The organism is Hominifimenecus sp. rT4P-3 (assembly GCF_051055405.1).
In the GTDB taxonomy this organism is placed as follows: domain Bacteria; phylum Bacillota; class Clostridia; order Lachnospirales; family Lachnospiraceae; genus Pseudolachnospira.
In genome coordinates this window covers 2,718,379-2,738,228 of the sequence record NZ_CP167068.1, presented here as the reverse complement: position 1 = coordinate 2,738,228, position 19,850 = coordinate 2,718,379, and the positions used below count along the sequence as shown (strand labels likewise).

Annotated in this window: 19 protein-coding genes; 15 read left to right on the top strand and 4 right to left on the bottom strand. The window is 45.3% G+C overall.

Annotated elements, in window-relative coordinates; all coding sequences use genetic code 11:
- Window positions 1–423: 423 nt before the first annotated feature.
- Both ACCC71_RS12580 and ACCC71_RS12575 read left to right on the top strand, forming a co-directional pair.
- Window positions 424–837 (top strand): DUF3788 domain-containing protein, encoded by a 414-nt coding sequence (locus ACCC71_RS12580; RefSeq protein ID WP_434309972.1) that lies wholly within the window; start codon window positions 424–426, stop codon window positions 835–837.
- A 15-nt stretch (window positions 838–852) separates the two neighbouring features.
- Window positions 853–1,005, top strand: coding sequence for a GNAT family N-acetyltransferase (locus ACCC71_RS12575; protein ID WP_434309971.1), 153 nt, complete (start codon window positions 853–855; stop codon window positions 1,003–1,005).
- Between the two features lie 31 nt (window positions 1,006–1,036).
- On the opposite strand, the gene ACCC71_RS12570 is transcribed toward ACCC71_RS12575, so the two are convergent.
- Window positions 1,037–1,549, bottom strand: coding sequence for a GNAT family N-acetyltransferase (locus ACCC71_RS12570; RefSeq protein ID WP_434309970.1), 513 nt, complete (start codon window positions 1,547–1,549; stop codon window positions 1,037–1,039).
- A 275-nt stretch (window positions 1,550–1,824) separates the two neighbouring features.
- On the opposite strand from ACCC71_RS12570, the gene ACCC71_RS12565 reads away from it, so the two are divergent.
- From ACCC71_RS12565 to ACCC71_RS12535, 7 genes are all read left to right on the top strand, one after another.
- Window positions 1,825–6,150, top strand: coding sequence for an InlB B-repeat-containing protein (locus ACCC71_RS12565; RefSeq protein ID WP_434309969.1), 4,326 nt, complete (start codon window positions 1,825–1,827; stop codon window positions 6,148–6,150).
- A 111-nt stretch (window positions 6,151–6,261) separates the two neighbouring features.
- Entirely contained in the window at window positions 6,262–6,768 is a 507-nt protein-coding gene (locus ACCC71_RS12560; protein WP_434309968.1) for a GNAT family N-acetyltransferase, read from the top strand.
- A 204-nt stretch (window positions 6,769–6,972) separates the two neighbouring features.
- Entirely contained in the window at window positions 6,973–7,530 is a 558-nt protein-coding gene (locus ACCC71_RS12555; protein ID WP_434309967.1) for a hypothetical protein, read from the top strand.
- Window positions 7,531–7,539: 9 nt separating this feature from the next.
- Window positions 7,540–7,752: a helix-turn-helix domain-containing protein gene (locus ACCC71_RS12550; RefSeq protein ID WP_434309966.1), complete on the top strand. Its 213-nt coding sequence runs from the start codon at window positions 7,540–7,542 to the stop codon at window positions 7,750–7,752.
- Between the two features lie 185 nt (window positions 7,753–7,937).
- Complete coding sequence (locus ACCC71_RS12545) at window positions 7,938–8,504, top strand: TetR/AcrR family transcriptional regulator (protein WP_434309965.1); 567 nt, start codon at window positions 7,938–7,940, stop codon at window positions 8,502–8,504.
- Between the two features lie 7 nt (window positions 8,505–8,511).
- Window positions 8,512–9,048 carry a flavodoxin domain-containing protein gene (locus tag ACCC71_RS12540; protein WP_434309964.1) on the top strand — a complete coding sequence of 179 codons (537 nt, stop codon included), beginning with the start codon at window positions 8,512–8,514 and terminating at the stop codon, window positions 9,046–9,048.
- A 101-nt stretch (window positions 9,049–9,149) separates the two neighbouring features.
- Entirely contained in the window at window positions 9,150–10,187 is a 1,038-nt protein-coding gene (locus ACCC71_RS12535) for a helix-turn-helix domain-containing protein (RefSeq protein WP_434309963.1), read from the top strand.
- A gap of 23 nt (window positions 10,188–10,210) precedes the next feature.
- Here ACCC71_RS12535 and ACCC71_RS12530 read toward each other — a convergent pair whose 3' ends face one another.
- On the bottom strand, window positions 10,211–10,987 hold the full coding sequence (locus ACCC71_RS12530) for a GNAT family N-acetyltransferase (RefSeq protein WP_434309962.1): 777 nt from the start codon (window positions 10,985–10,987) through the stop codon (window positions 10,211–10,213).
- A gap of 31 nt (window positions 10,988–11,018) precedes the next feature.
- Complete coding sequence (locus ACCC71_RS12525) at window positions 11,019–11,651, bottom strand: DUF3786 domain-containing protein (RefSeq protein ID WP_434309961.1); 633 nt, start codon at window positions 11,649–11,651, stop codon at window positions 11,019–11,021.
- A 147-nt stretch (window positions 11,652–11,798) separates the two neighbouring features.
- On the opposite strand from ACCC71_RS12525, the gene ACCC71_RS12520 reads away from it, so the two are divergent.
- The 6 genes from ACCC71_RS12520 (at window position 11,799) to ACCC71_RS12495 (ending at window position 18,840) form a co-directional block, all read left to right on the top strand.
- A complete protein-coding gene (locus ACCC71_RS12520; protein WP_434309960.1) occupies window positions 11,799–14,333 on the top strand; it encodes a response regulator in 2,535 nt (844 codons plus the stop codon).
- Window positions 14,334–14,446: 113 nt separating this feature from the next.
- The gene (locus tag ACCC71_RS12515; RefSeq protein WP_434311859.1) at window positions 14,447–16,417 is read left to right on the top strand and encodes a diguanylate cyclase domain-containing protein; all 1,971 of its coding nucleotides are present in this window, start codon (window positions 14,447–14,449) and stop codon (window positions 16,415–16,417) included.
- A gap of 49 nt (window positions 16,418–16,466) precedes the next feature.
- Window positions 16,467–16,823, top strand: coding sequence for an Hpt domain-containing protein (locus ACCC71_RS12510; RefSeq protein ID WP_434309959.1), 357 nt, complete (start codon window positions 16,467–16,469; stop codon window positions 16,821–16,823).
- Between the two features lie 36 nt (window positions 16,824–16,859).
- Window positions 16,860–17,279 (top strand): ribonuclease Z, encoded by a 420-nt coding sequence (locus ACCC71_RS12505; protein WP_434309958.1) that lies wholly within the window; start codon window positions 16,860–16,862, stop codon window positions 17,277–17,279.
- Window positions 17,276–18,208 carry a DNA/RNA non-specific endonuclease gene (locus tag ACCC71_RS12500; RefSeq protein ID WP_434309957.1) on the top strand — a complete coding sequence of 311 codons (933 nt, stop codon included), beginning with the start codon at window positions 17,276–17,278 and terminating at the stop codon, window positions 18,206–18,208. The genes ACCC71_RS12505 and ACCC71_RS12500 overlap by 4 nt, the downstream gene beginning before the upstream one ends.
- A gap of 11 nt (window positions 18,209–18,219) precedes the next feature.
- Complete coding sequence (locus ACCC71_RS12495) at window positions 18,220–18,840, top strand: histidine phosphatase family protein (RefSeq protein WP_434309956.1); 621 nt, start codon at window positions 18,220–18,222, stop codon at window positions 18,838–18,840.
- Here ACCC71_RS12495 and bioB read toward each other — a convergent pair.
- Complete coding sequence (bioB, locus tag ACCC71_RS12490) at window positions 18,783–19,787, bottom strand: biotin synthase BioB (RefSeq protein ID WP_434309955.1); 1,005 nt, start codon at window positions 19,785–19,787, stop codon at window positions 18,783–18,785. The genes ACCC71_RS12495 and bioB overlap by 58 nt on opposite strands.
- Between the last annotated feature and the right edge of the window lie 63 nt (window positions 19,788–19,850).

The window sequence follows — 19,850 nt, the reverse complement described above, 5'->3', positions numbered from 1 at the left end:
ACAGATTCCTTGCTTCTGTGTGCATATTTATTATAACATAACAATTCCCCTTTCACAAGCAAAAACACACACAAATCTTTAAATTTGTGTGTAAAAATAAAGACTTACTATTGCAATCAGAGATTTCATCGGTTATAATAAATATGCAGTATATTAAAGATATTATCCACAGTTGCAGAGCGAGTGTTATCAATGCCGATAACAAAATGATAACATTAGCTCATATAGGCAGGATAATATGGATATATCAAATAATTAAAAGAACTGTATATACGGCAAATGATAATATCTGAGCAAAATTGATTCGCATTTGTTGAGTTCAAATAACGGATAGAATCCCGGAAATGCTGATAAAATGGGCGCTTCCGGGATTGCTTTATGTCTGTTGGCTCTAAAGTGGTTCTAATTACAGAGGAGGACATCATGCTTGACATAATACCTGACGCAGAACAAGTGGCAACCTTAGTTGGAAAAACTTTATATGAGATATGGAATAAATTATGTGCTTTGATTGATGAAAAATATGATATGGATTGCTTGTGGGATAAAGGCGGTAAAGCGTGGACATATGAATATAAGTACCGTCGAGGCGGTAAAACTCTATGCGCATTATATGCAAGAGAAAACTGTATAGGATTTATGATTATCTTAGGAAGAGATGAACGCCTAAAATTTGAAAAAGATAGAGAAAATTACTCAGAGGAAGTTCAAAGAATTTATGATGAAACTCAAACGTATCATGATGGGAAATGGCTAATGTTTGAACCAGTGGATACTACTTTATTTGATGACTTTATGAGATTGTTGAGAATCAAAAGAAAGCCAAACAGAAAGTAATTATCAAATTCTCATATGAAAGGCATGATTCAACTCTTAAAGAATAAAGGCTATAAGCAGACATCACTTTCTGTGCAGAAGGTAAATTATGTGGTTCGTGTGTATCGGAAAGTAGGTTTTGAGGTCATTGACGAATCAGACAAAAAGGATTACGCCAATTGTCTATAATGCCAAAATAGAACAATGAAAAAGTGAGGTATTAGGTAATGCCAAATTCCTCGGCATATTTAACAATACCTGATATTATTGGGGCATTTTCACAAAGTTTGTATGCCATAAAATTTTTGCTTGGAACTTCAAAACAGGGTTGAATGCCAAATTTTTCGGCGGGTAAATAGCCAATCCGAGGATAGTATTTTTCGCTGCCTAATACAACGGAATAGCTGTAACCGAGGGCTTGGGCTATTTTATGCCCTTCAAGTATCAGAGAAGTGCCAATCCCCTGTCTTTGATATGGGGGTAATACAGACAGCGGAGCTAATGCCAAAGCAGTATGTCTGCCTATTTGCAGCTTGGTAAACAGAATATGTCCGACAATCTTTCCATTGATTTCGGATACTAATGACAATTCGGGAATAAATGCATTGCTTTGCCGTAAGGCGTTTACTAAATCCTGTTCATTGCCATCACTTTGTTCAGCAGTTTCAAAAGCACATTTAATTACCCAATATACGGATTCATAGTCGGCCTGTTGTTCTGTTCGTACTGTCATAGATATTACCTCGCTAATCTTTCAAACGGTCCTGAAACGCAGCAACTAAGGAATCACTCAATTCTTTATAGGGGGCTTTCAGCCCTTGCTTTATATATAACAGTCACTACAGTTACATGTCAAGAGCAGGCGAATAATCCGTCTAAAGAAAAGGGCGCGCTACGGATATTTGCAACCAGTTGAATCGTTCCTCTTTATATTGCTTTGGCAGAGGAGTTGTGGTATTATAAACCAATAAAATGCGATAAGTATGTCAAAAAGGAGGGAATGTACATATGAACAGGAAAATTTTGTCATTCCTTCTCATATTGGCGATGACCATTACTTTATTGCCTGCGGTAAATACACAGACAGTATCGGCGGCGCCTGCAGAGTCGCAAAAGCCGGTGGACTATGTCAAGCCTGGATATGAGGAAGGAAAGATTAATCTGAACGGATACTACACCGTCGCCAATGACGGGCAGGTTACGGCAGAATTGGAATGGTCGTTTCCGTATGAAAATCCGCAGCGTCCGGGAGAAGGTATGGCGGACCCTGCCAGACCATACAACTATAGGATGTGGCAGTCCAAGCAGCGGGCGGATGGGACATGGACCGCATGGGAGACCCGTTCCCCCGTGGATGTGGATGCAAGGGACGGCAGCGTACGCGTCTTAAATGTAGCTCCTAATAGCGCCAGTTTGGATTATCTGAAGAACTGGATGAATACGGAGGCGATAGATTATGATGGCGCACGCACGAGCGTTGGCCGTGGGATCATCACGGTGGATTCAGTTACGATTGATAATTATAATGCCGATCCCGACCGCTACTTAAAAGAAAGCGACGGTACCTATAAATATAATGTCATTATGTTTGGTACCTATGACGCCAATGCCAGCAAGGATCTTTCTGTGGCTTCTAGGGACGCTACGGTCGCCTTTGCAAAAGCCGGCGGCGGATTGATGTTTGGGCATGATACGATAGTAGGAAATGCCGCTAATGTGGGAAGCCGGAATAATTTCTATCGATTTGCAGAATCCGATTTTCTGAATTTGGATCTTACAAGGGGAGATTATCTGTATGAGTCCAGATATGTAAAAGTTACGGATACCGGATTTTTGACAAGCCGCCCGTGGAATTTGGAGGGGAAAACGTTAAGCATTCCGACGACGCATATCTTGGGTCAGAAGGTGAAGGCGGGAGGAAGCCGCGTATGGATGCAGCTGTCTGATGCCAGTGGCAATGTATATGGTACGGCGGTGGCTCCGGGAACTACTGGTTGGACAGATAACTATTATTTGATTACGAATGGCGCATGCGCGATGATCCAGACCGGCCATACCAGCGGAGGCGCGACTTTGGATGAAGCAAAGGTTTTTGCCAATACGCTGATTTATATTGCACAGACCACGACGACGACTACCGCCCGCGATTCCTCGTTTATTGATGAGGAGGCGCCGGACAAGCCCAAGGGACAGATCGCGTCGGTAACGCCGTCGGAAGATCTGACGCAGTATACGGCTGCGGTAGAACTGAGCGGTTCGAAAGACTATGGAACCACCTATGCCTATCGGATTCAAGGAATCAAAGGCGCAACCATCGACCAGTCGCTGGGAATCGAGTATCCGGATGAGGTTTGGTCGACCACCGCTACGGATCCGGAAGATGAGTCTGTCTATAAAGGCACCGCATTATCCGGCCTGCGTGGCTATTATGTAAGCGGTGTGAATACGAATAAAGATCCGGTTGAACTGAAGTCTGTGCCGGTAGCACAGGTACTGTCGGCATCCAGCGTAGAGGATGAAGTGACTTATAACACGGGAATCCTTACGCCGGGCATTCAATATTATATCCACGCATATGCGGTGGATTATGCCGGCAACGTCAGCCAGGACCTGGTAATCCCAGTCAGCGTAAGCGCCAACAAGGCAACGTTTTATAACAATGATGGCACAGATCATAGTACGCAAACCCTTTTGACCGAGGAGGGAAAGCTGGCGTCTATGCCGAAAACACCGGTTCGGGAAGGATATGAATTCCTGGGTTGGTACGAGGATAAGGACGGCAATGGCGAAGCTGTCACAGCAGGCGATATTTTCGATATGAGCGCTCCGGAATATTTGGACGGAGTAAAACTGTATGCCAAATGGATTAAGACCTGGAAAGTGACATTAGGTCAGCGGGGAGAAGGCGACATTGTACTTCCTGCTTCGGAAAACGGGAAAAATCCGTATCGGGAAGGCACAGATGTTACGATCCGCTACACGCCGGCAGAGGGATATATGGTGAAGGCGGTATGGCTGGACGGTGTGATGCAGCTTCCCGACGGGAGCGGGGAATTGACAATTCCTGCTATTGATAATCACCATTATGTATTGGTAGAGTTTGTAGACGAATTACAAGAACCTGAGTTTTATAGTGTGGAGACACAGATTTCCGGCGGAGATTCTAAGTGCAGTATTACTCCGAGCGTCCGGATTTCAAAGGATGATCCGCGGACGACGGATTATACGGTTAGCTGGAAGATTGCCGATGGTTATGTGGCGACGTCGGTCATGGTAGACGGCATGAAGCGTGCAGATCTACTGGGAGAGGATCAGGTTGTCTTTTCTAAAGTGACGGGAGATCACCGGGTAGAAGTGACTTTGGAAAAAGAAGGTACAGCGCCGGATGGGGCGCAAGTCACAACAAAGCTAATGGGCGGCCCGGGGAGTATCACTCCTTCTACGGATGTTATAGTAGGGGAGGATTATACGGTACGGGCAGTTGTTGCGGATCCAAAGAACTATGAGATCGATACAATAACCGTTACAGACAAAGACGGAAATCCGATTGATAACGTTACCGTGGATACGGCGACAGGCGAAATTATACTGCCTGGAATCAGTAAAGATTATCAGGTGGTTGTGCAGCTGGCCCCGAAAAAACAAGCGGGAACGGTTGTTGTTCCGGAAAGTGAACAGCTGCGTGTGGATACCTCTAAGACAGGTCAGGGAACGGTTTCTGATTCCAAAATTGTGCAGAGGGATGACAGCTATACGGTTGAGTGGGAAGCGGCTGAAGGCTGGAGCGTTCAGGATGTAACGATTAACGGGAATAAAATCTATTACAATCCGAAGGCAGAGCCGGCGGTAGCTGCATTTAGCTTTGTTGTGGAAGATGCAAAAGGGGATTATCCATTCGAGGATATCCAGGAAAACTGCAGCGTTCATGTTACATTTGTAAAAGACAGCGCTGACGGCGGCGATGATGATCCTGACCAGCCCAAGGATAGTTACGCGGTCAAGAACTATATTATGGGTGATGCGGATGTATCCATAACCGCAAGCAATGGAGCAGTAGCTGCAGGTGATCCTTATGAAGTGACCTGGAAGGCGGAAGAGGGCAGTATCATTACCCATGTATGGATCAATGGCGAGCCGCATGATGAACTACTGGAGGCTGGTAAATTTACAATAGACAGCATTGACGAAGATTATATGGTAGAAATTAGCGCGGAACGGATTGGAGATCCACAGCCGTCTCTGGATAAAGTGGTCGTAAATGAGAACCATGAGGATAAGAACCTGGTAGGAGACCGGCTGACCTATACGCTGACCGTAAAAAATAACTATCCGTATCGTGATTGGGAAAATGTAATTTTGCAGGACTGCATTCCGGCAGGAATGGAGTTGGATCCGGACAGTATTACATTGAAGAAAAATGATACAGAACTGCCGAAGCCTTCGGCGTCCTGCTATGATGATTCGACCCGGATGCTTGCGGTGCCGATCGGAAACATTTCCAGTGCGGATACGTATGTCCTGACCTTCCAGACGGTGATTACCCAGGAAGCGATTCAGCCGGATCATGAAAGCGCCTGGGATTTGACGAATATCGCTTTGGCAAAAGGAGACAATGGCGTAATTGGTTCTCCGGAGGCAAAACCGAATGACCAGGAAGACGCCAAACCTCTTCCGAATCCGGAAGGCACTTTAACAAAAACCGTGGAAAACAGAACCAGCAAAGACGGCCAGGCGCGGGTTGACGATGAGATTCTCTATAGCCTGGCGGCCCATAATGAGGCGTATGGTTCCGTGTGGACCGGCGTAAGGATTTTGGATAAGATACCGGAAGGTCTGGATATCAATACGGGCAGTTTCTATTTGATCGATCCAAACGGCGTGCCTACGAAACTGGGCGCTGAAGTCTACGACGCGGCCAGCCGGACGTTGGCGGTATTTGTTGGAGATATTTACGGAGGAGAGACCTATCAGGTGCAGTTTGCCGCCGTGATTGGTCCATCAGCCGTTGGAAAGGATATTGGAAATATTGGGGAAGCCCACGGCGGTATCCCTTCCGAGGATGGAAAACCTGGACATTGGGGATCCAAAGAAGAGTATGAGGCGAAGCCCGGAGTCTCTGGTTTGCAAAGCGTTGTGGAGGAAACCATTAAGACCCAGAGTGAAAAGATTTATTTGGGCTCAACGGTAATAGCATTAAATGGAGATGGGCCAAATAGGGGAGCGGTTCCAACCGGTGATACCAGCGCATATCCGGCGGCATGGTTGGTGTTGGCGGCAGCGGCGCTTGGCGGCATATTGGTATGCAGACGGATGAAGCGTCTGTATCAAAAGTAATAGAAGTCAACGGATAGGGACTGTCTCAAAGATTCTATACATAGATAGGGCTGGCTTTTGCCAGCCCTTAAAAAGTACCAAATTGTAATCAAAATTTGAGAGGATATTTTTATGATAAGACTAAGACCGTACAAGGCCTGCGACGCGCAGACAATAACGACATGGATAGGAGATGAATATGCTTTTCGCCAGTGGAGCGCGGATCGTTATGATAAATATCCGATTACTTCGGATGATATGAATTTGTATTATGACAGAGATCGGAATCATGAATGGATTTGGGGGATGACGGCATTTGACGATACTGGTATCGTTGGACATTTTACGATGCGTTTTCCCAATAGCAGCCGCTTTGATGAAATTCGATTAGGGTTTGTGATTATTGACGATAAAAAGAGAGGAAAAGGATATGGCAAAGAAATGGTTTCTTTGGCCATCCAGTACGCATTTTGTTTTGTTAAAGTAAAAAAAATATCACTGGGAGTTTTTGAAAACAATAAAGCCGCAATAAAATGCTATGAATCCTGCGGCTTTAAAAGAGTCAAATTAGAGCATACAGAAAGCTACCATTGTATGGGCGAAAGATGGAATTGCATTGAGATGGAACTGGTCAAATAAATTCCTACAGCTATACCTTCAGCGGACAAGGGCATACTCTGTCCTGAGCATACATGTCTTTGTTTTATGGTAAAATAGAAGCCAGTGAGCAAACAGTTTAATACAAAACAATATATTTTTAATGTTTATCATTAAAAATATATTGACATACATTAAAGACTGTGTTATACTCTCATCATCAAAGATATCTTGGGGGTATGGAAGATGAAACAGATAAACAAACTTGCTAAAATTGTTGCAAAGATATTAGAAGTATTTCACTGGGTTGCAGTCGCCCTGATGACGGCGGCTACGATCTGTTCGGTGGCGGCTCCAAAATGGATTGGCTATTTTGTTGGTTTGGATGCGAAAGAGTGTTGCGGCGCGGAGCTTTCCGTATATGGGTTTGAAGTACAGTGTGCTGTTACGGACGGAAATGTGGATATGACTACCTTCCTGATTTTTGGAATCGGTGCGATTGTGATTCTTTCGCTGATGGCTATGGTATTCCGCAATCTGTATCTGATTTTTAAGAAATCGGAAAATGCGACCCCTTTCCAAAAAGATAATATTCGTATGCTCAAGGAGATTGGTATTTTTTCCATTTCCGTACCGGTGGTCGGATTTATCATGAGCATTATCATGCGCCTTGTAATCGGCGTGGATGCTGTTGAGACCAGTGTGGAGCAAAGCGGCATTTTTATGGGCATTATCGTTTTGTGCCTGACACAATACTTTATTTACGGAGCCGATCTTGAAAAAGACGTAGATGGTCTTCTGTAAGGAGGAAGTATGGGTAAAATAGTTCTTCGATTAGACCGAATGATGGTGGAACGAAAAATGTCCCTAAACGAGCTTGCGGAACGAGTGGGAATTTCCAATGTCAATCTGTCTAAAATAAAAAACAACAAGGTAACGGCAATCCGCTTTTCCACGCTTGCGGCTATCTGCGAGGCGCTGGATTGCGAAGCGGGAGATATTCTCGAATTTCAGAAAAATGATTGATTTGTCAAAAGCAGCGGCAGGGAGATTGTGTTCTACCTGCCGCTGTTGTTTAAGTAGATGTTGACTATTTTCCGTGCATTTTAGAAAATCGTTTCCCATATCAAATTGACAAAGCATGTGTTTCTATGTATAATCAAGTTATATAATTGATTTATATAACTTGATTATACATGGAAAGGAAATTTATGCCAAAACAAAAAATTACAAAAGAAATGGTTGTTCATGCTGCTTTTGAGCTTGCAAGAAGCAGCGGGATGGAACAGGTTATGGTAAAAAATATCGCGGATAAGATTGGGTGTTCCGTACAGCCGATTTATAGCTATTGCAAAAATATGGAAGGTTTACGTCAGGATGTGGTGGAACAGGTGAACCGATTCATACAGGAGTATATAGCAAATCATCTGGACAAAGAGGATTTGTTTCGCAGCACAGGAATGGCTTATATTCAATTGGCGGAAGAAGAGCCTCACTTGTTTAAGATATTTATTCTGCATCAAAGAACCGGAATTGCTTCGTTGGATGATCTGTATCGAGCAGAAACCAATTCTCGCATGGCGGAATTCATTTCTGAGAAATGGAATATTAGCTTATCACAGGCGAGAAAGCTGCATTTAAATATGCTGATTTACACCATTGGTATCGGTACAATTTTTTCCGTCACGACGCCGGGAATATCGGCAGATGAAATCTATGAACACCAGGAAATGGCTTATAGAGCATTTTTGAGCCAAGCAACGAAAGGTGAGGAATAAATCTGATATGGAAAAAGGCATTATCCTATATAAGTCGAAATACGGAGCGACAGAAAAATATGCAAATTGGTTAGCGGAAATGACGGGCTTTGACTGCATGGAGGAAGCAAAAGTGAAAGTGGACGCGGTGGCGCCGTATGAAATAATCATATGGTGCGGCGGTATCTATGCGTCCGGTATCGCAGGTCTATCCTTCTTAAAAAAGCATATGACAGAATTACGTGGCAGAAAGATATTGGTATTTTGCGTAGGCGCTTCGCCATATGATGAAAATGCGTTGAAGGAAATCAAAGCGCACAATTTGACGGGAGATTTGCAGGAAATTCCACTCTTTTATGGGCGAGGCATGTGGGACGAAAGCCGCATGACATGGAGGGACAGGACTTTATGTAAGTTGTTGCAGAAGTCTGTGGCAAAAAAAGATCCCAGTACATACAAACCATGGATGAAGGCGCTCATGTGTGCGGTAGGGAAATCCTGCGATTGGACCGATAAAAATTATTTGACTCCGCTTATGGAATATTTGAGACAAGCCGGCAGTTAATTTTTGAAGGGAAAACTTGACGTTTGTTCAATGGTAAGAGCACGCATTTTTTGCTATAATTGGGAAAACAGAGATCAGAAAAGCAAAAGGAGACTTTGTACGTGCAGCTGGGCAAGGTAATTAAAACATATAGAAAAAGTAAAAATATGACGCAGGAAGAAATGGCCCGCAGGCTTGGAGTGACCGCTCCGGCCGTGAATAAATGGGAAAGCGGCAATTCTTTTCCCGATATTATGCTGCTGGCGCCCATTGCAAGACTCCTCGATATTTCATTGGATACCCTGTTGGCTTTTCACGAGGAACCGACAGCAGAAGAGGTGGAGAAACTGGTTTATGAAGCAGATCGAAAGCTGAAGGAAGGACCCTATGAGGAAGCCTTTCTCTGGGCGAAGAAAATCTTGGAGCAATATCCAAATTGTGAATTGCTGATTTGGCAGATAGCGGTAATTCTTGACGCGAAGCGCGACACGCAGGAAGTTTCAAATGCAGAACAATATGATGAGTATTTACATTCTTTATACGTTCGCGTATTGGAAAGTAAGGATGAAGCGCTGCGCGGCTATGCCGCAGGTTCTCTGTTTGCTTTCTATATGAAAAAGGAGCGGTACGATAAAGCAGAGCAGTGCCTGGAGTACTTTTCAAAACAGGATCCGGAGCGGAAACGAAGACAAGCGGAAATTTATGGGGAGACAAATCGAATACAAGAAGCATATAAAGCATGTGAAGAATTGCTGTTTAGCAGCTATCAGACGGTGAGTGAAACACTTCAGGGAATGTATTGGTTGGCGGTAAAAAAGAAAGATTGGGAAAGAGCGCGTCGGTTTGTGGCAAAGCAAGGGGAGATGGCCAGGTGCTTTGAGATGGGAAGATATTATGAAGTCTCAAATCAACTGGATCTTGCAACTTTAGAAAAAGACGCTGAGACAGTAATCGAAACGATGAAGGAAATGCTTTTCCATGTGGATAGCATCGGCGATTTTTGTAAGTCTCCGCTTTATGAGCATATGAAATTTAAACCAGTAAGAGAAGAATTTAAGACAGAACTGAAACGCAATTTGCTGCGATGTTTTCGCGATGAAGAAAGCTACGGTTTTCTAAAGAACGACAAAAGATGGCAGGAATTTATAAAGCAGGAATAAAGAATTTCGCAGAGCGAAATTCTTTATTCCTGCGCATATCCCCAGATTTCAATGGCAGGATAGGTATGACTGTAATGGTAGCCCAGTTTTTCGGCCAGAGAAAGCGAAATCTTATTCTGTGCGTCCCAGCTGGGGTATAGATCCTGTTTTAAGCACTCTAAAATCAATTGGGAACCGCATAGATAGGCGAAACCTTTCCTGCGGTATTCTTCTTTTGTGTCAATCTCAATTTCAATTCCCCCTTGATATCTGGAATAGGAGGAAGCGCCGGCCACAAGAGTATGATTTTTTTGTATGACTACTCCTAATCCCAGCCTGCGGTAATCCTTGTAAGTTGGAAACTGCGAGACCAAATCCGTGCTCCAAGTCTCTGAACGGCAGAGGTGATAGAGCGGTTCGTCAATCCTGCAAATTTCATATCCACTCGGCAAAAGGGAACGCGCTTCTTCTAATTTTTCTTTATGGAAAATGCCGTCTTCTTTTTTTGTTGCATAGCGCGAAACGACTTTCGCTTTCTCTTGGTATACTTGCAGAATCGTATTTTGCCAAGCCTTGTTTTGCGGGATCATAATGATAAAATCCTGTATACACCAAGAGGGTTTGTAAGATACAAGTTCAATATTGGGCTTTCCTGCAAAAAAGGAAAAATCACCGAGAATCGCCATTGCCGCCGTCGGATGTTCTGGGTCGTCCGCATAGATCTTTCCCATAACTTTCTGCAGACAAGACCAAAGAATGGTTTCCTCCCATTGGCCAAATAGCTGGAAAACCGGTTGAGTATTTGTCATTTCATATATCATAGACGTATCTCCTATTGGAATTTCCCGGTCATTAAAATCGAAAGAATGGATTTCCCAAGATAGGAAGTCCTGCCGTTTCAGCTAACTGATAGAGCGCTTCGGCGGCAATGGTAACGACGCTTTCCACATGGATAAAATCCGTGGCGCTTTTATCAAAAAGAAGATTTGCCTGTGCGGGAAATTCATCGTCCGCATCCCAAAACAGTAATTTGACTGGAATACAGTCAAAGGCGGGTAACAAAAAACTTGAAGAGGACAGGCGTTTTCCCCGTAAGGCTTCTACAGATTTTTCCAGGCGATCCTGTTTTCCTGAAAATGTGGCGGCCAACGGAGTCAGAATTCCATTTTGAAACGCCGTGGCAAAAGGGGAGCCGCTTTTTAGCTCACGAAAAGGGACCCATTCTCCAGAAAGGCAAGCGGTTGGCGAGACATACCAGAATAAGGTATAGACGTTCAACTGAGGTGTGATGTCTAGCGGCTTGTCGTCTGATAGAACGGAGATGATGCCGTCGAAGCGGTTGATCGAGAACTGACGGCCATAATGCCAAAGCGTCAGATCGGTGTCTGTCTTGTTTATTTCCGGCAGCTTTTTACAGATCTCGTCCGCATTCATCGTTAAAAATTTCAGACGCCAGTCTTCCAATTGCTTTTCATAATTGTTCATAATCTGCGCCTCCTGGCTCCGTTCTTTTTCGTTGCTTGACGTTATACGCGATTTATGTTATTTTACTTTTAACACCAAAATGATCATAACATATCTATTTATAAATTGTAAGTCAAAAACGTGCATGAAGAAAAAAGGAGAGGCACGATGGTAAGGAATACAAAGAAATTTTTATTGGCAAGTTTTTCTATTCTAGCGGTTGTCTGTATCGTAGTACTCGCTTTGGCGGCTGCTATCATAGCAAATAAAAGCAGCAACGCTATCAGTGAGGTTGGAAGAGTCTATATGTCCGCCATGGCCAAACAGACTCAGCAGAAATTTGACGCGGTGCTAGATTTGCAGATTTCTGAGATGAAGGGCATTTTGGAAAGGCATCCTCCGGAAGAAATGACGTATGGTCCGGAGATGATGGAGCAACTGATGTTAAGCGCTCAGGTGCGCAGCTTTATCTATCTGGGACTCTATACGGAAGATGGGGAGAGCGAGACCATCTATGGCGAGGACGTCGAATATCATGATGAGAAAACATTCAAAAGAGTAATGGAAGACAGCAGCCTGCGGGTGTTTTCCGGCGTCAATGTAAAAGGGGAAAAGGTGCTCTGTCTGCTGACCAACGCCGAGTATCCTATGCGAGATGGAAAAACCAGCGCGGCTATGGTGGCTGCCCTGCCGATGGATTATTTAGAAAATATCCTGGCTCTGGATGAGGAAGATGAGCTGATGTATTCCTTTATTATCCGCCGGGACGGCACTTATGTGGTGAGAACAAGGGAAGAAAATTATTTCACCCAGATTTCGGAAATGTTTGGCGAGCTGGATGGAAAAACAGGGGAAGAATACAGTCAGGAGCTAAAAGATGCGATTAATGCGGACGCGGAATATTCGACGACTGTCCAGCAGGGGGGAGAGTATCAGTATCTGCTGGGTACGCATCTGCCGGATTCGGACTGGTATTTGATTTCTTTAATGCCATTTGGGGCGTTGGACAATATTTTGAATGATTTGAGCACGCAACGCCAATTTGTCACTGTCGTTGCAAGCCTTATCGTAGTGGCCGGTGTTCTTTTAATCTTTGTCTTATATTATCGGTTGTCCCAGCAGCAGTTGCGTGAACTGAATCGGGCGAAACAGGAAGCAACCAAGGCAAATCAGGCAAAAAGCGAATTCCTTTCCAGTATGAGCCATGATATTCGTACTCCCATGAATGGAATCGTGGGGATGACGGCCATCGCCATGGCGAATATTCAAGATACGGCACGGGTGAAAGATTGTCTGGCAAAGATTACCTTGTCGAGTAAGCATTTGTTGGGATTGATCAACGATGTGTTGGATATGTCCAAGATTGAAAGTGGGAAACTATCGTTAAATATGGGGCTGGTCTCTCTGCGGGAAACCATGGACAGTATCGTCAATATTGTGCAGCCTCAGATAAAAGCGCGCCAGCAGCATTTTGACATTTTTATTCAAAATGTGCAGGCAGAAAATATATATTGTGATAGTATACGTTTGAATCAGATTTTGCTCAATCTTTTGTCCAATGCCATAAAATTCACGCCGGAAGGTGGGACGATTAATGTTTATCTGGAACAAGAGGTATCGCCGAACGGGGACAACTATGTCAGGTGTCATTTCCGAGTAAAAGACACTGGGATTGGAATGACAAAGGAGTTTCAGGAAAAGATATTTGAAACGTTTACCAGGGAAGCAAAAAAACAGGTGGATAAAACAGAGGGAACCGGTCTTGGGATGGCAATTACGAAAGCGATTGTGGATGCCATGAACGGCGCCATCGAACTGCAAAGTGAACCTGGAAAGGGAAGCGAGTTTCATATTACCCTTGATTTTGAGAGGGCAGTTGTGAAAGAGGAAGATATGATTCTTCCCCCTTGGAAAATGTTGGTGGTAGATAATAACGAAGATCTTTGTCTAAGCGCGGTATCTTCGCTGAAAGAAATTGGTATCGAAGCCCAGTGGGCCATGGATGGAGAGACCGCCGTACAGATGGTGAAACAGCACCATGACAAGCGGGACGACTATGAGATTGTGCTTCTGGATTGGAAAATGCCGGGAATGGACGGTTTACATACGGCAAAAGAGATGCGGAAACATCTGGGAGACGATGTGCCAATTTTGATTATTTCAGCATATGACTGGAGTGATATCGAAGAAGAGGCAAGAAGTATTGGCGTCCATGGGTTTATTTCTAAGCCGCTGTTTAAATCGAATCTGTTTTTGGGATTGAGCCAGTATATGATGGATGCGCCGGATCAGACCGTAGAAGAAGAGGTTCAGGAAGAGAAGTTTACGGGAAGGCGTATTTTGCTGGCTGAAGATAATGATCTAAACTGGGAAATTGCAGAGGATATTTTGTCGGAAGAAGGATTTGAGTTGGATCGAGCGGAGAATGGACAGGTTTGCGTTGATCTGTTTGAAAAATCTCCGATTGGCTTCTATGATCTTATTTTGATGGATATACGGATGCCTGTGATGAGCGGCTACGAGGCGGCAAAGGCAATTCGTGCTTTGGAACGTTCAGACGCAAAACTGCCGATTCTGGCGATGACGGCGGATGCTTTTGCCGACGATATCCAGCGTTGCTTAGACTGCGGAATGAATGAACATATTGCGAAGCCGATTGATGTGGAACGACTGAATCATATACTAAAAAAATATTTGGAATGATTGGGAGAAAGAAGAACGTTTTCTTAGTCTAGAAAGGAAGTATATTTGTGAGTTCCGATAAAAAAATTTTGATTGTAGACGATTCAGAAATCAACCGTTCTCTGTTGGCGGATATGCTTTCCAACGACTTTGATATTATCGAGGCGGAAAATGGAATGGCAGCGGTGGCGATTCTACATAATCACGCCCATGAAATCTGCCTGATACTCTTAGATATTGTAATGCCTGTGATGGATGGCTTTGAAATGCTGGCGGTCATGAATAAGAATGGCTGGATCAAAAATATTCCTGTCATTATGATTTCCGCCGAGACGGTTCCCACGTATGTGGAACGAGCGTATGATCTGGGAGTGTGGGATTATATCAGCAGGCCTTTTGACGAACGAATTGTACAGCGCCGCGTTTCCAGCACCATTATGGTTGCGGCAAAGCAGCAAAGGTTGTCTCAGATTGTTGTGGATCAAGTATATGAAAAAGAAAAAGACAATCGTTTGATGATTGAAATTTTGTCCAATCTGGTGGAATTTCGAAATGGGGAAAGCGGCCTGCACGTGCTCCACATTTATACCTTTACCGAATTGCTGTTAAAGAGGCTTTTTGAAAAAACAGATCGGTATGCCGCGTTTCAAAAGGACGTCTCTCTGATTTGTAATGCGTCCGCTCTTCACGATATTGGAAAAATTGCGGTGCCATCGGAGATTCTGAATAAGCCGGGCAGATTAACCGAGGAAGAGTTTGCGGTGATGAAAACTCACTCGGAGGAAGGCGCCCGAATTTTGAGCTGCATTCCGTTCCGGGGGAAGGAGCCTTTGATTCAGTATGGGTACCAGATTTGCCGGTGGCACCACGAGCGCTATGACGGCAGGGGATACCCGGATGGTCTAAAAGGAGAGGAGATTCCGATTGCCGCGCAAGTGGTAGCTTTGGCGGACGTCTATGATGCGCTGACCAGTAAACGCGTCTATAAGGATGCTTTTTCCCATGAAAAGGCAGTGCAGATGATCCTAAACGGCGAGTGTGGAACGTTCAACCCACTCTTGCTGGAATGCTTGACGGATATCGAAGCGACTTTAAAAAAAGAATTGAACGTGGTCTCTCTAGGGCATCATTCGGAGAATGAAGTGTTGGATTCTGTGGAACGGATGATGGAGAGCGGAAAAGTGGATATATCGGAAAAATCGCTTCGACTGTTGGAACACGAGCGGATGAAATACCAGTTTTTCGCGGCGCTGTCCCAGGAAATTCAATTTGAATATGTGGCGACGGTGCCGGAAGTGATGATTCTTTCCGAGTGGGGAGCGAAGTATCTTGGACTTCCAGAAACCATCTTAAATCCGAGGGAGAGCGTATTTGGGAGCCAGATGTTTTGCAAGGAAGACTTTGAACATCTGCTGGAACAGTTGAAGAATACGACTCCGGAGAAGCCGGTGATAGAGAAAAAATATCTCTTAAATATCAATGGCGTGAAGCGGTGGAGCAAGGTGATCTGCCGTTCCTTGTGGGTAGACAAGGAAACGCCGGAATATGAGGGCGCTATCGGGAAGATCGTAGATATCCAGGATGAAGTGGAGAAAGTTCAGGATCTTCAGATGCGAGCGGATCATGATTCTTTGACCGGACTGCTAAATCATAAAGCGGCAAAACGCCAGATTTCTCTGCTTTTATCGGAACAGGATGGGAAAAATTGTGCGCTGATCTTTTTTGACATTGATAATTTTAAGCAGATCAATGACCAGTATGGGCATTGGTTTGGCGACGAAGTGCTAAAGTATGTGGCGGATACGGTAAAAAGAAGTATCCGAAGCACAGACTTGGCTGTCCGTATGGGCGGAGACGAGTTCGTTGTCTTTCTGGAATATCGAGACAAGGTGGAACTGCCGGTAAAACGAATTTTTGAGAATGTGTGCGGAACTTATAAGGAATGTGAAGTGCGGATTAGCATGGGAATCGCTTGTTCCGCAAAGGGCGGCGAGGATTATGAGACTTTATTCAATCGAGCGGATGAAGCGATGTATGCCGTAAAACGTGGAGGACGGAATGGCTATCGCTTTTGGAGCGGAACGCCGGAAGAGCTTTTAAAATAAGGGTTCATGCGGGACGATTAGAAATTGGAAGAAAAGGAGCGGTTGTAAGATGACGGTAAAAGAATGTTATGACGCGATGGGAGCCGATTATGAAGATGTGGCGGGGCGTTTGAGAACCGATGAAAGAATTCAAAAATTTTTGCTTAAGGTGCTGAATGATCCGAGCTATGCATTGCTTTGCAGCTCTTTGGAAGAGAAAAATATAGAAGAGGCTTTCCGGGCGGCTCATACCTTGAAGGGAATCAGTCAGAATCTTTCGATCACCATCCTCTACCATTCCGCCAGCGTACTGTCGGATGTGTTGAGAGACCGCCATGAATATGGAGAGGATATTGAACCGGCGTTTCAGCAAGTGAAAGTGGATTATGAGCGGGTGACAAGCTCCATTCGGATGCTGCAGGAATAGCTTTGCTTTTACTGTGATTTGAAGGAAGTTTTTTCAATGATTGCGATTGTTTGTTTAGATGAAAGCAGGGGGATGCTTTTTAATCACAGGCGCCAAAGCCGTGATTTAGCCGTGACGGATAGAATCGGGCGGATTTGCAGAGGGAAAAAAGTATGGATGAACTCGTACTCTTATCCGGTATATGGCGCTTTGGAGCAAGTCGAGATTGCGGTTGATCCTGATTTTGTGGGAAAGGCCGGTCAAGGGGACTACTGTCTGGTGGAGACGGAATGCTTGGAGCCGGTTCAGGAAAAACTGGAAGGGCTCCTTGTCTTTTGGTGGAATCGAAAATATCCGGCGGATTTTTACCTGGATTTGGACTTGTCTCAGTGGAAAAAAGTAGAGGCGCAGGAGTTTTCAGGCGTCTCTCATGAAAAGATTACGGAAGAATTTTATGTAAAGGCGGAAAGGATATGAAGAAAGCACAAAGGAGCTCTTTCCTTGCGCTATTTCTGATTTGCTGCATCTTTATCGCTGCCTGTAAACCGGCGGGACTATCTCTGCAAAACGATCAAGAACAGGGATATGAGTCGAAAGAGGTTTCTTCGCGGGCCATCCAGGATCCGGATGAAGAAAAATTTTTTTCTATTTCCGAAATTCCGGAATATAGCGGAGAGCCATACGTAGTACTGGAAGGAAATCAACCGGATTTTGAGGAAGATGAGATGACGGAAGATTCCTTTGAGCAATATAGCGAGCTGGACGCCATGGGAAGATGCGGGAGCGCCTACGCCAATGTCGGTCAGGATTTAATGCCGGTGGAAGAACGGGGAAACATTGGGCGGGTAAAACCCACAGGGTGGCACACGGCAAAGTATGATATTGTAGAGGGAAAATATTTATATAACCGCTGCCATTTGATTGGTTACCAGTTGACGGCGGAGAATGCAAATGAAAAGAATCTGATAACGGGAACGCGGTATATGAATGTGGAGGGGATGCTCCCTTTTGAGAACATGGTTGCGGACTATGTAAAGGAAACCGATTTCCATGTGCTTTACCGGGTGACGCCGGTTTTTGAAGGAGACGATCTGTTGGCAAAAGGAGTGCAAATGGAAGCGTACTCGGTGGAAGACGCGGGCGAAGGCATTTGTTTCCATGTGTTTGTCTATAATGTACAGCCGGGAATTCAGATTGACTATGCAACCGGAGAGAGCAGGTTAGAGAGCGGCGCGGAATCAGAGTCCGATCACACCCAGGTAGAAATCAGGGGAAATTCGCGGTCCAAGGTGTACCATTGTCCTGGCCAGGCGGCTTACGAAGAAATGGCAGACTCAAAAAATTTGGTTATTTTCCATACGGAACAAGAGGCCATCGACGCTGGATACCGGAAAGCGAAGAGATAGCGAAGGAGATTATGAAAATTTATTTGATTCGTCACGGGGAGACCGATTGGAACCGGCAAATGCGTTTCCAGGGTAGAGAGAACGTCCCCTTAAATGACGCGGGTATCACCCAGGCCAAAGCGTGCGGGAAGGCTCTGGCAGGACGGGGCATTACGGCGGTCTATACCAGTCCGCTGCAAAGAGCGGTGGATACAGGGAAGGAGATTGCAGCATGGGCAGGCCTAACTCCGGAGGATGTACGGGTGATGCCGGAGTTGATCGAACGCGATCTGGGAGAATTTTCTGGAAAGTGCGTTTCCGATCGGAGCAGTTATTTTTCTTTATCGGCAAGCGAAGATGCCGGCGGAATGGAGCCTTTTTCTGAGGTGCTAGAGCGGATGAAACAGGCGATTTTTAAAATTGCCGCAAAGAATGACGCCGCCGCTGCGGTTGTGTCCCACGGGGCGGCGATCAACGTGTTGCTGGCCGGGCTTTCCGATTTTGCAGTTGGAACAGGAAAGACAAAGCTTTATAACGGAGGTGTCAGCATTCTGGAAGGCAATGGGGAAGATGGTTTTTGTATCCGCGCATGTAATCAAAAGCCGGAAGACCTGGACGACATCGTTTCACTTTCCGGAAGTTGTACGCGGTAGCCAAGGCCGGCCAATAGCGCGTGGTCTGTTTCGATGGAGATGCCCGCGGTGGTTAGCATATCTCCGGAGATAGCCGCGTTGGCGCCGCTTTGAAAGCAGGAACGTCCCTGATCATTTAGCAGCCCTCTGCCTCCGGCCAGACGGATGGAGGCACGGGGTATCAGGAAGCGAAAGATAGCGATGAAACGGCAGGCTTCCTCCTTGGTAAGCGGTTGATTGTGCTCGTAAGGGGTTCCGGGAATCGGATTTAGCAAATTGACCGGAAGCGATGTTACGCCCAATTCGCGGGCGGTCAAAACCAAATCGATTCGATCTTCCGGCGTCTCGCCCAGGCCGAGAATTCCGCCGGAACAGATGGAAAGACCGGCGCGTTTAGCTGCTTTTAACGTCTCGATTTTTTCTTCATAGGTGTGGGTGGTGCAGACCTCAGGAAAATAGCGGGGAGAAGATTCTAAGTTACAGTGCACCCGGGAAGCGCCGGCCTTTTGGAGACGGCGAAACTGCTCTTCATTTAAAAGGCCGAAAGAGACGCAGACCTCAATGGAGGTCTCTTTTTTTATGGCCCGAATGGTTTCGCACATTTGATTGATCTCCGGATCGGAAAGGCGCTTTCCGGAGGTAACGATCGAATAGCGCAGTACGCCGCGCTCGGCGTTTCGCTTGGCCTCGGCTACGATAATTTCCGCCGGAAGAAGGGGATACGTTTCTTCGCAGGCGGTAGAATAGTAGGAGCTTTGGGCGCAATATTTGCAGTCTTCGGAACATTTGCCGCATTTCCCATTGACAATGGTACATAAATCAAAAGCGTTGCCGCACTGATTTTTGCGAATTTCATCTGCTGCGGCGGTCAGCTCTTCGAGGGGGACTTCCAGTAAGGCAAGGGCTTCGGAACGGGAGATTTCGCCGCCAGCCAGTATTTTTTGTTTTAGATCTGTGACGAGTTTCATGCTTGATTACCTCAGATTCTTAAAGTATTGTTCTCTTTTGGTCTAGTATAGAAGGAGAATAAG

Excerpts from the sequence above, each read along its gene's own strand:
- ACCC71_RS12565 (WP_434309969.1), top strand. The coding sequence starts at position 1,825 with ATGAACAGGAAAATTTTGTCATTCCTTCTCATATTGGCGATGACCATT.
- ACCC71_RS12515 (WP_434311859.1), top strand. The coding sequence starts at position 14,447 with ATGCTTTCCAACGACTTTGATATTATCGAGGCGGAAAATGGAATGGCA.
- ACCC71_RS12540 (WP_434309964.1), top strand. The coding sequence starts at position 8,512 with ATGGAAAAAGGCATTATCCTATATAAGTCGAAATACGGAGCGACAGAA.
- bioB (WP_434309955.1), bottom strand. The coding sequence starts at position 19,787 with ATGAAACTCGTCACAGATCTAAAACAAAAAATACTGGCTGGCGGCGAA.
- ACCC71_RS12530 (WP_434309962.1), bottom strand. The coding sequence starts at position 10,987 with ATGATATATGAAATGACAAATACTCAACCGGTTTTCCAGCTATTTGGC.
- ACCC71_RS12500 (WP_434309957.1), top strand. The coding sequence starts at position 17,276 with ATGAAGAAAGCACAAAGGAGCTCTTTCCTTGCGCTATTTCTGATTTGC.
- ACCC71_RS12495 (WP_434309956.1), top strand. The coding sequence starts at position 18,220 with ATGAAAATTTATTTGATTCGTCACGGGGAGACCGATTGGAACCGGCAA.
- ACCC71_RS12575 (WP_434309971.1), top strand. The coding sequence starts at position 853 with ATGAAAGGCATGATTCAACTCTTAAAGAATAAAGGCTATAAGCAGACA.
- ACCC71_RS12570 (WP_434309970.1), bottom strand. The coding sequence starts at position 1,549 with ATGACAGTACGAACAGAACAACAGGCCGACTATGAATCCGTATATTGG.
- ACCC71_RS12520 (WP_434309960.1), top strand. The coding sequence starts at position 11,799 with ATGGTAAGGAATACAAAGAAATTTTTATTGGCAAGTTTTTCTATTCTA.
- ACCC71_RS12545 (WP_434309965.1), top strand. The coding sequence starts at position 7,938 with ATGCCAAAACAAAAAATTACAAAAGAAATGGTTGTTCATGCTGCTTTT.
- ACCC71_RS12560 (WP_434309968.1), top strand. The coding sequence starts at position 6,262 with ATGATAAGACTAAGACCGTACAAGGCCTGCGACGCGCAGACAATAACG.
- ACCC71_RS12550 (WP_434309966.1), top strand. The coding sequence starts at position 7,540 with ATGGGTAAAATAGTTCTTCGATTAGACCGAATGATGGTGGAACGAAAA.
- ACCC71_RS12525 (WP_434309961.1), bottom strand. The coding sequence starts at position 11,651 with ATGAACAATTATGAAAAGCAATTGGAAGACTGGCGTCTGAAATTTTTA.
- ACCC71_RS12555 (WP_434309967.1), top strand. The coding sequence starts at position 6,973 with ATGAAACAGATAAACAAACTTGCTAAAATTGTTGCAAAGATATTAGAA.
- ACCC71_RS12580 (WP_434309972.1), top strand. The coding sequence starts at position 424 with ATGCTTGACATAATACCTGACGCAGAACAAGTGGCAACCTTAGTTGGA.
- ACCC71_RS12510 (WP_434309959.1), top strand. The coding sequence starts at position 16,467 with ATGACGGTAAAAGAATGTTATGACGCGATGGGAGCCGATTATGAAGAT.
- ACCC71_RS12505 (WP_434309958.1), top strand. The coding sequence starts at position 16,860 with ATGATTGCGATTGTTTGTTTAGATGAAAGCAGGGGGATGCTTTTTAAT.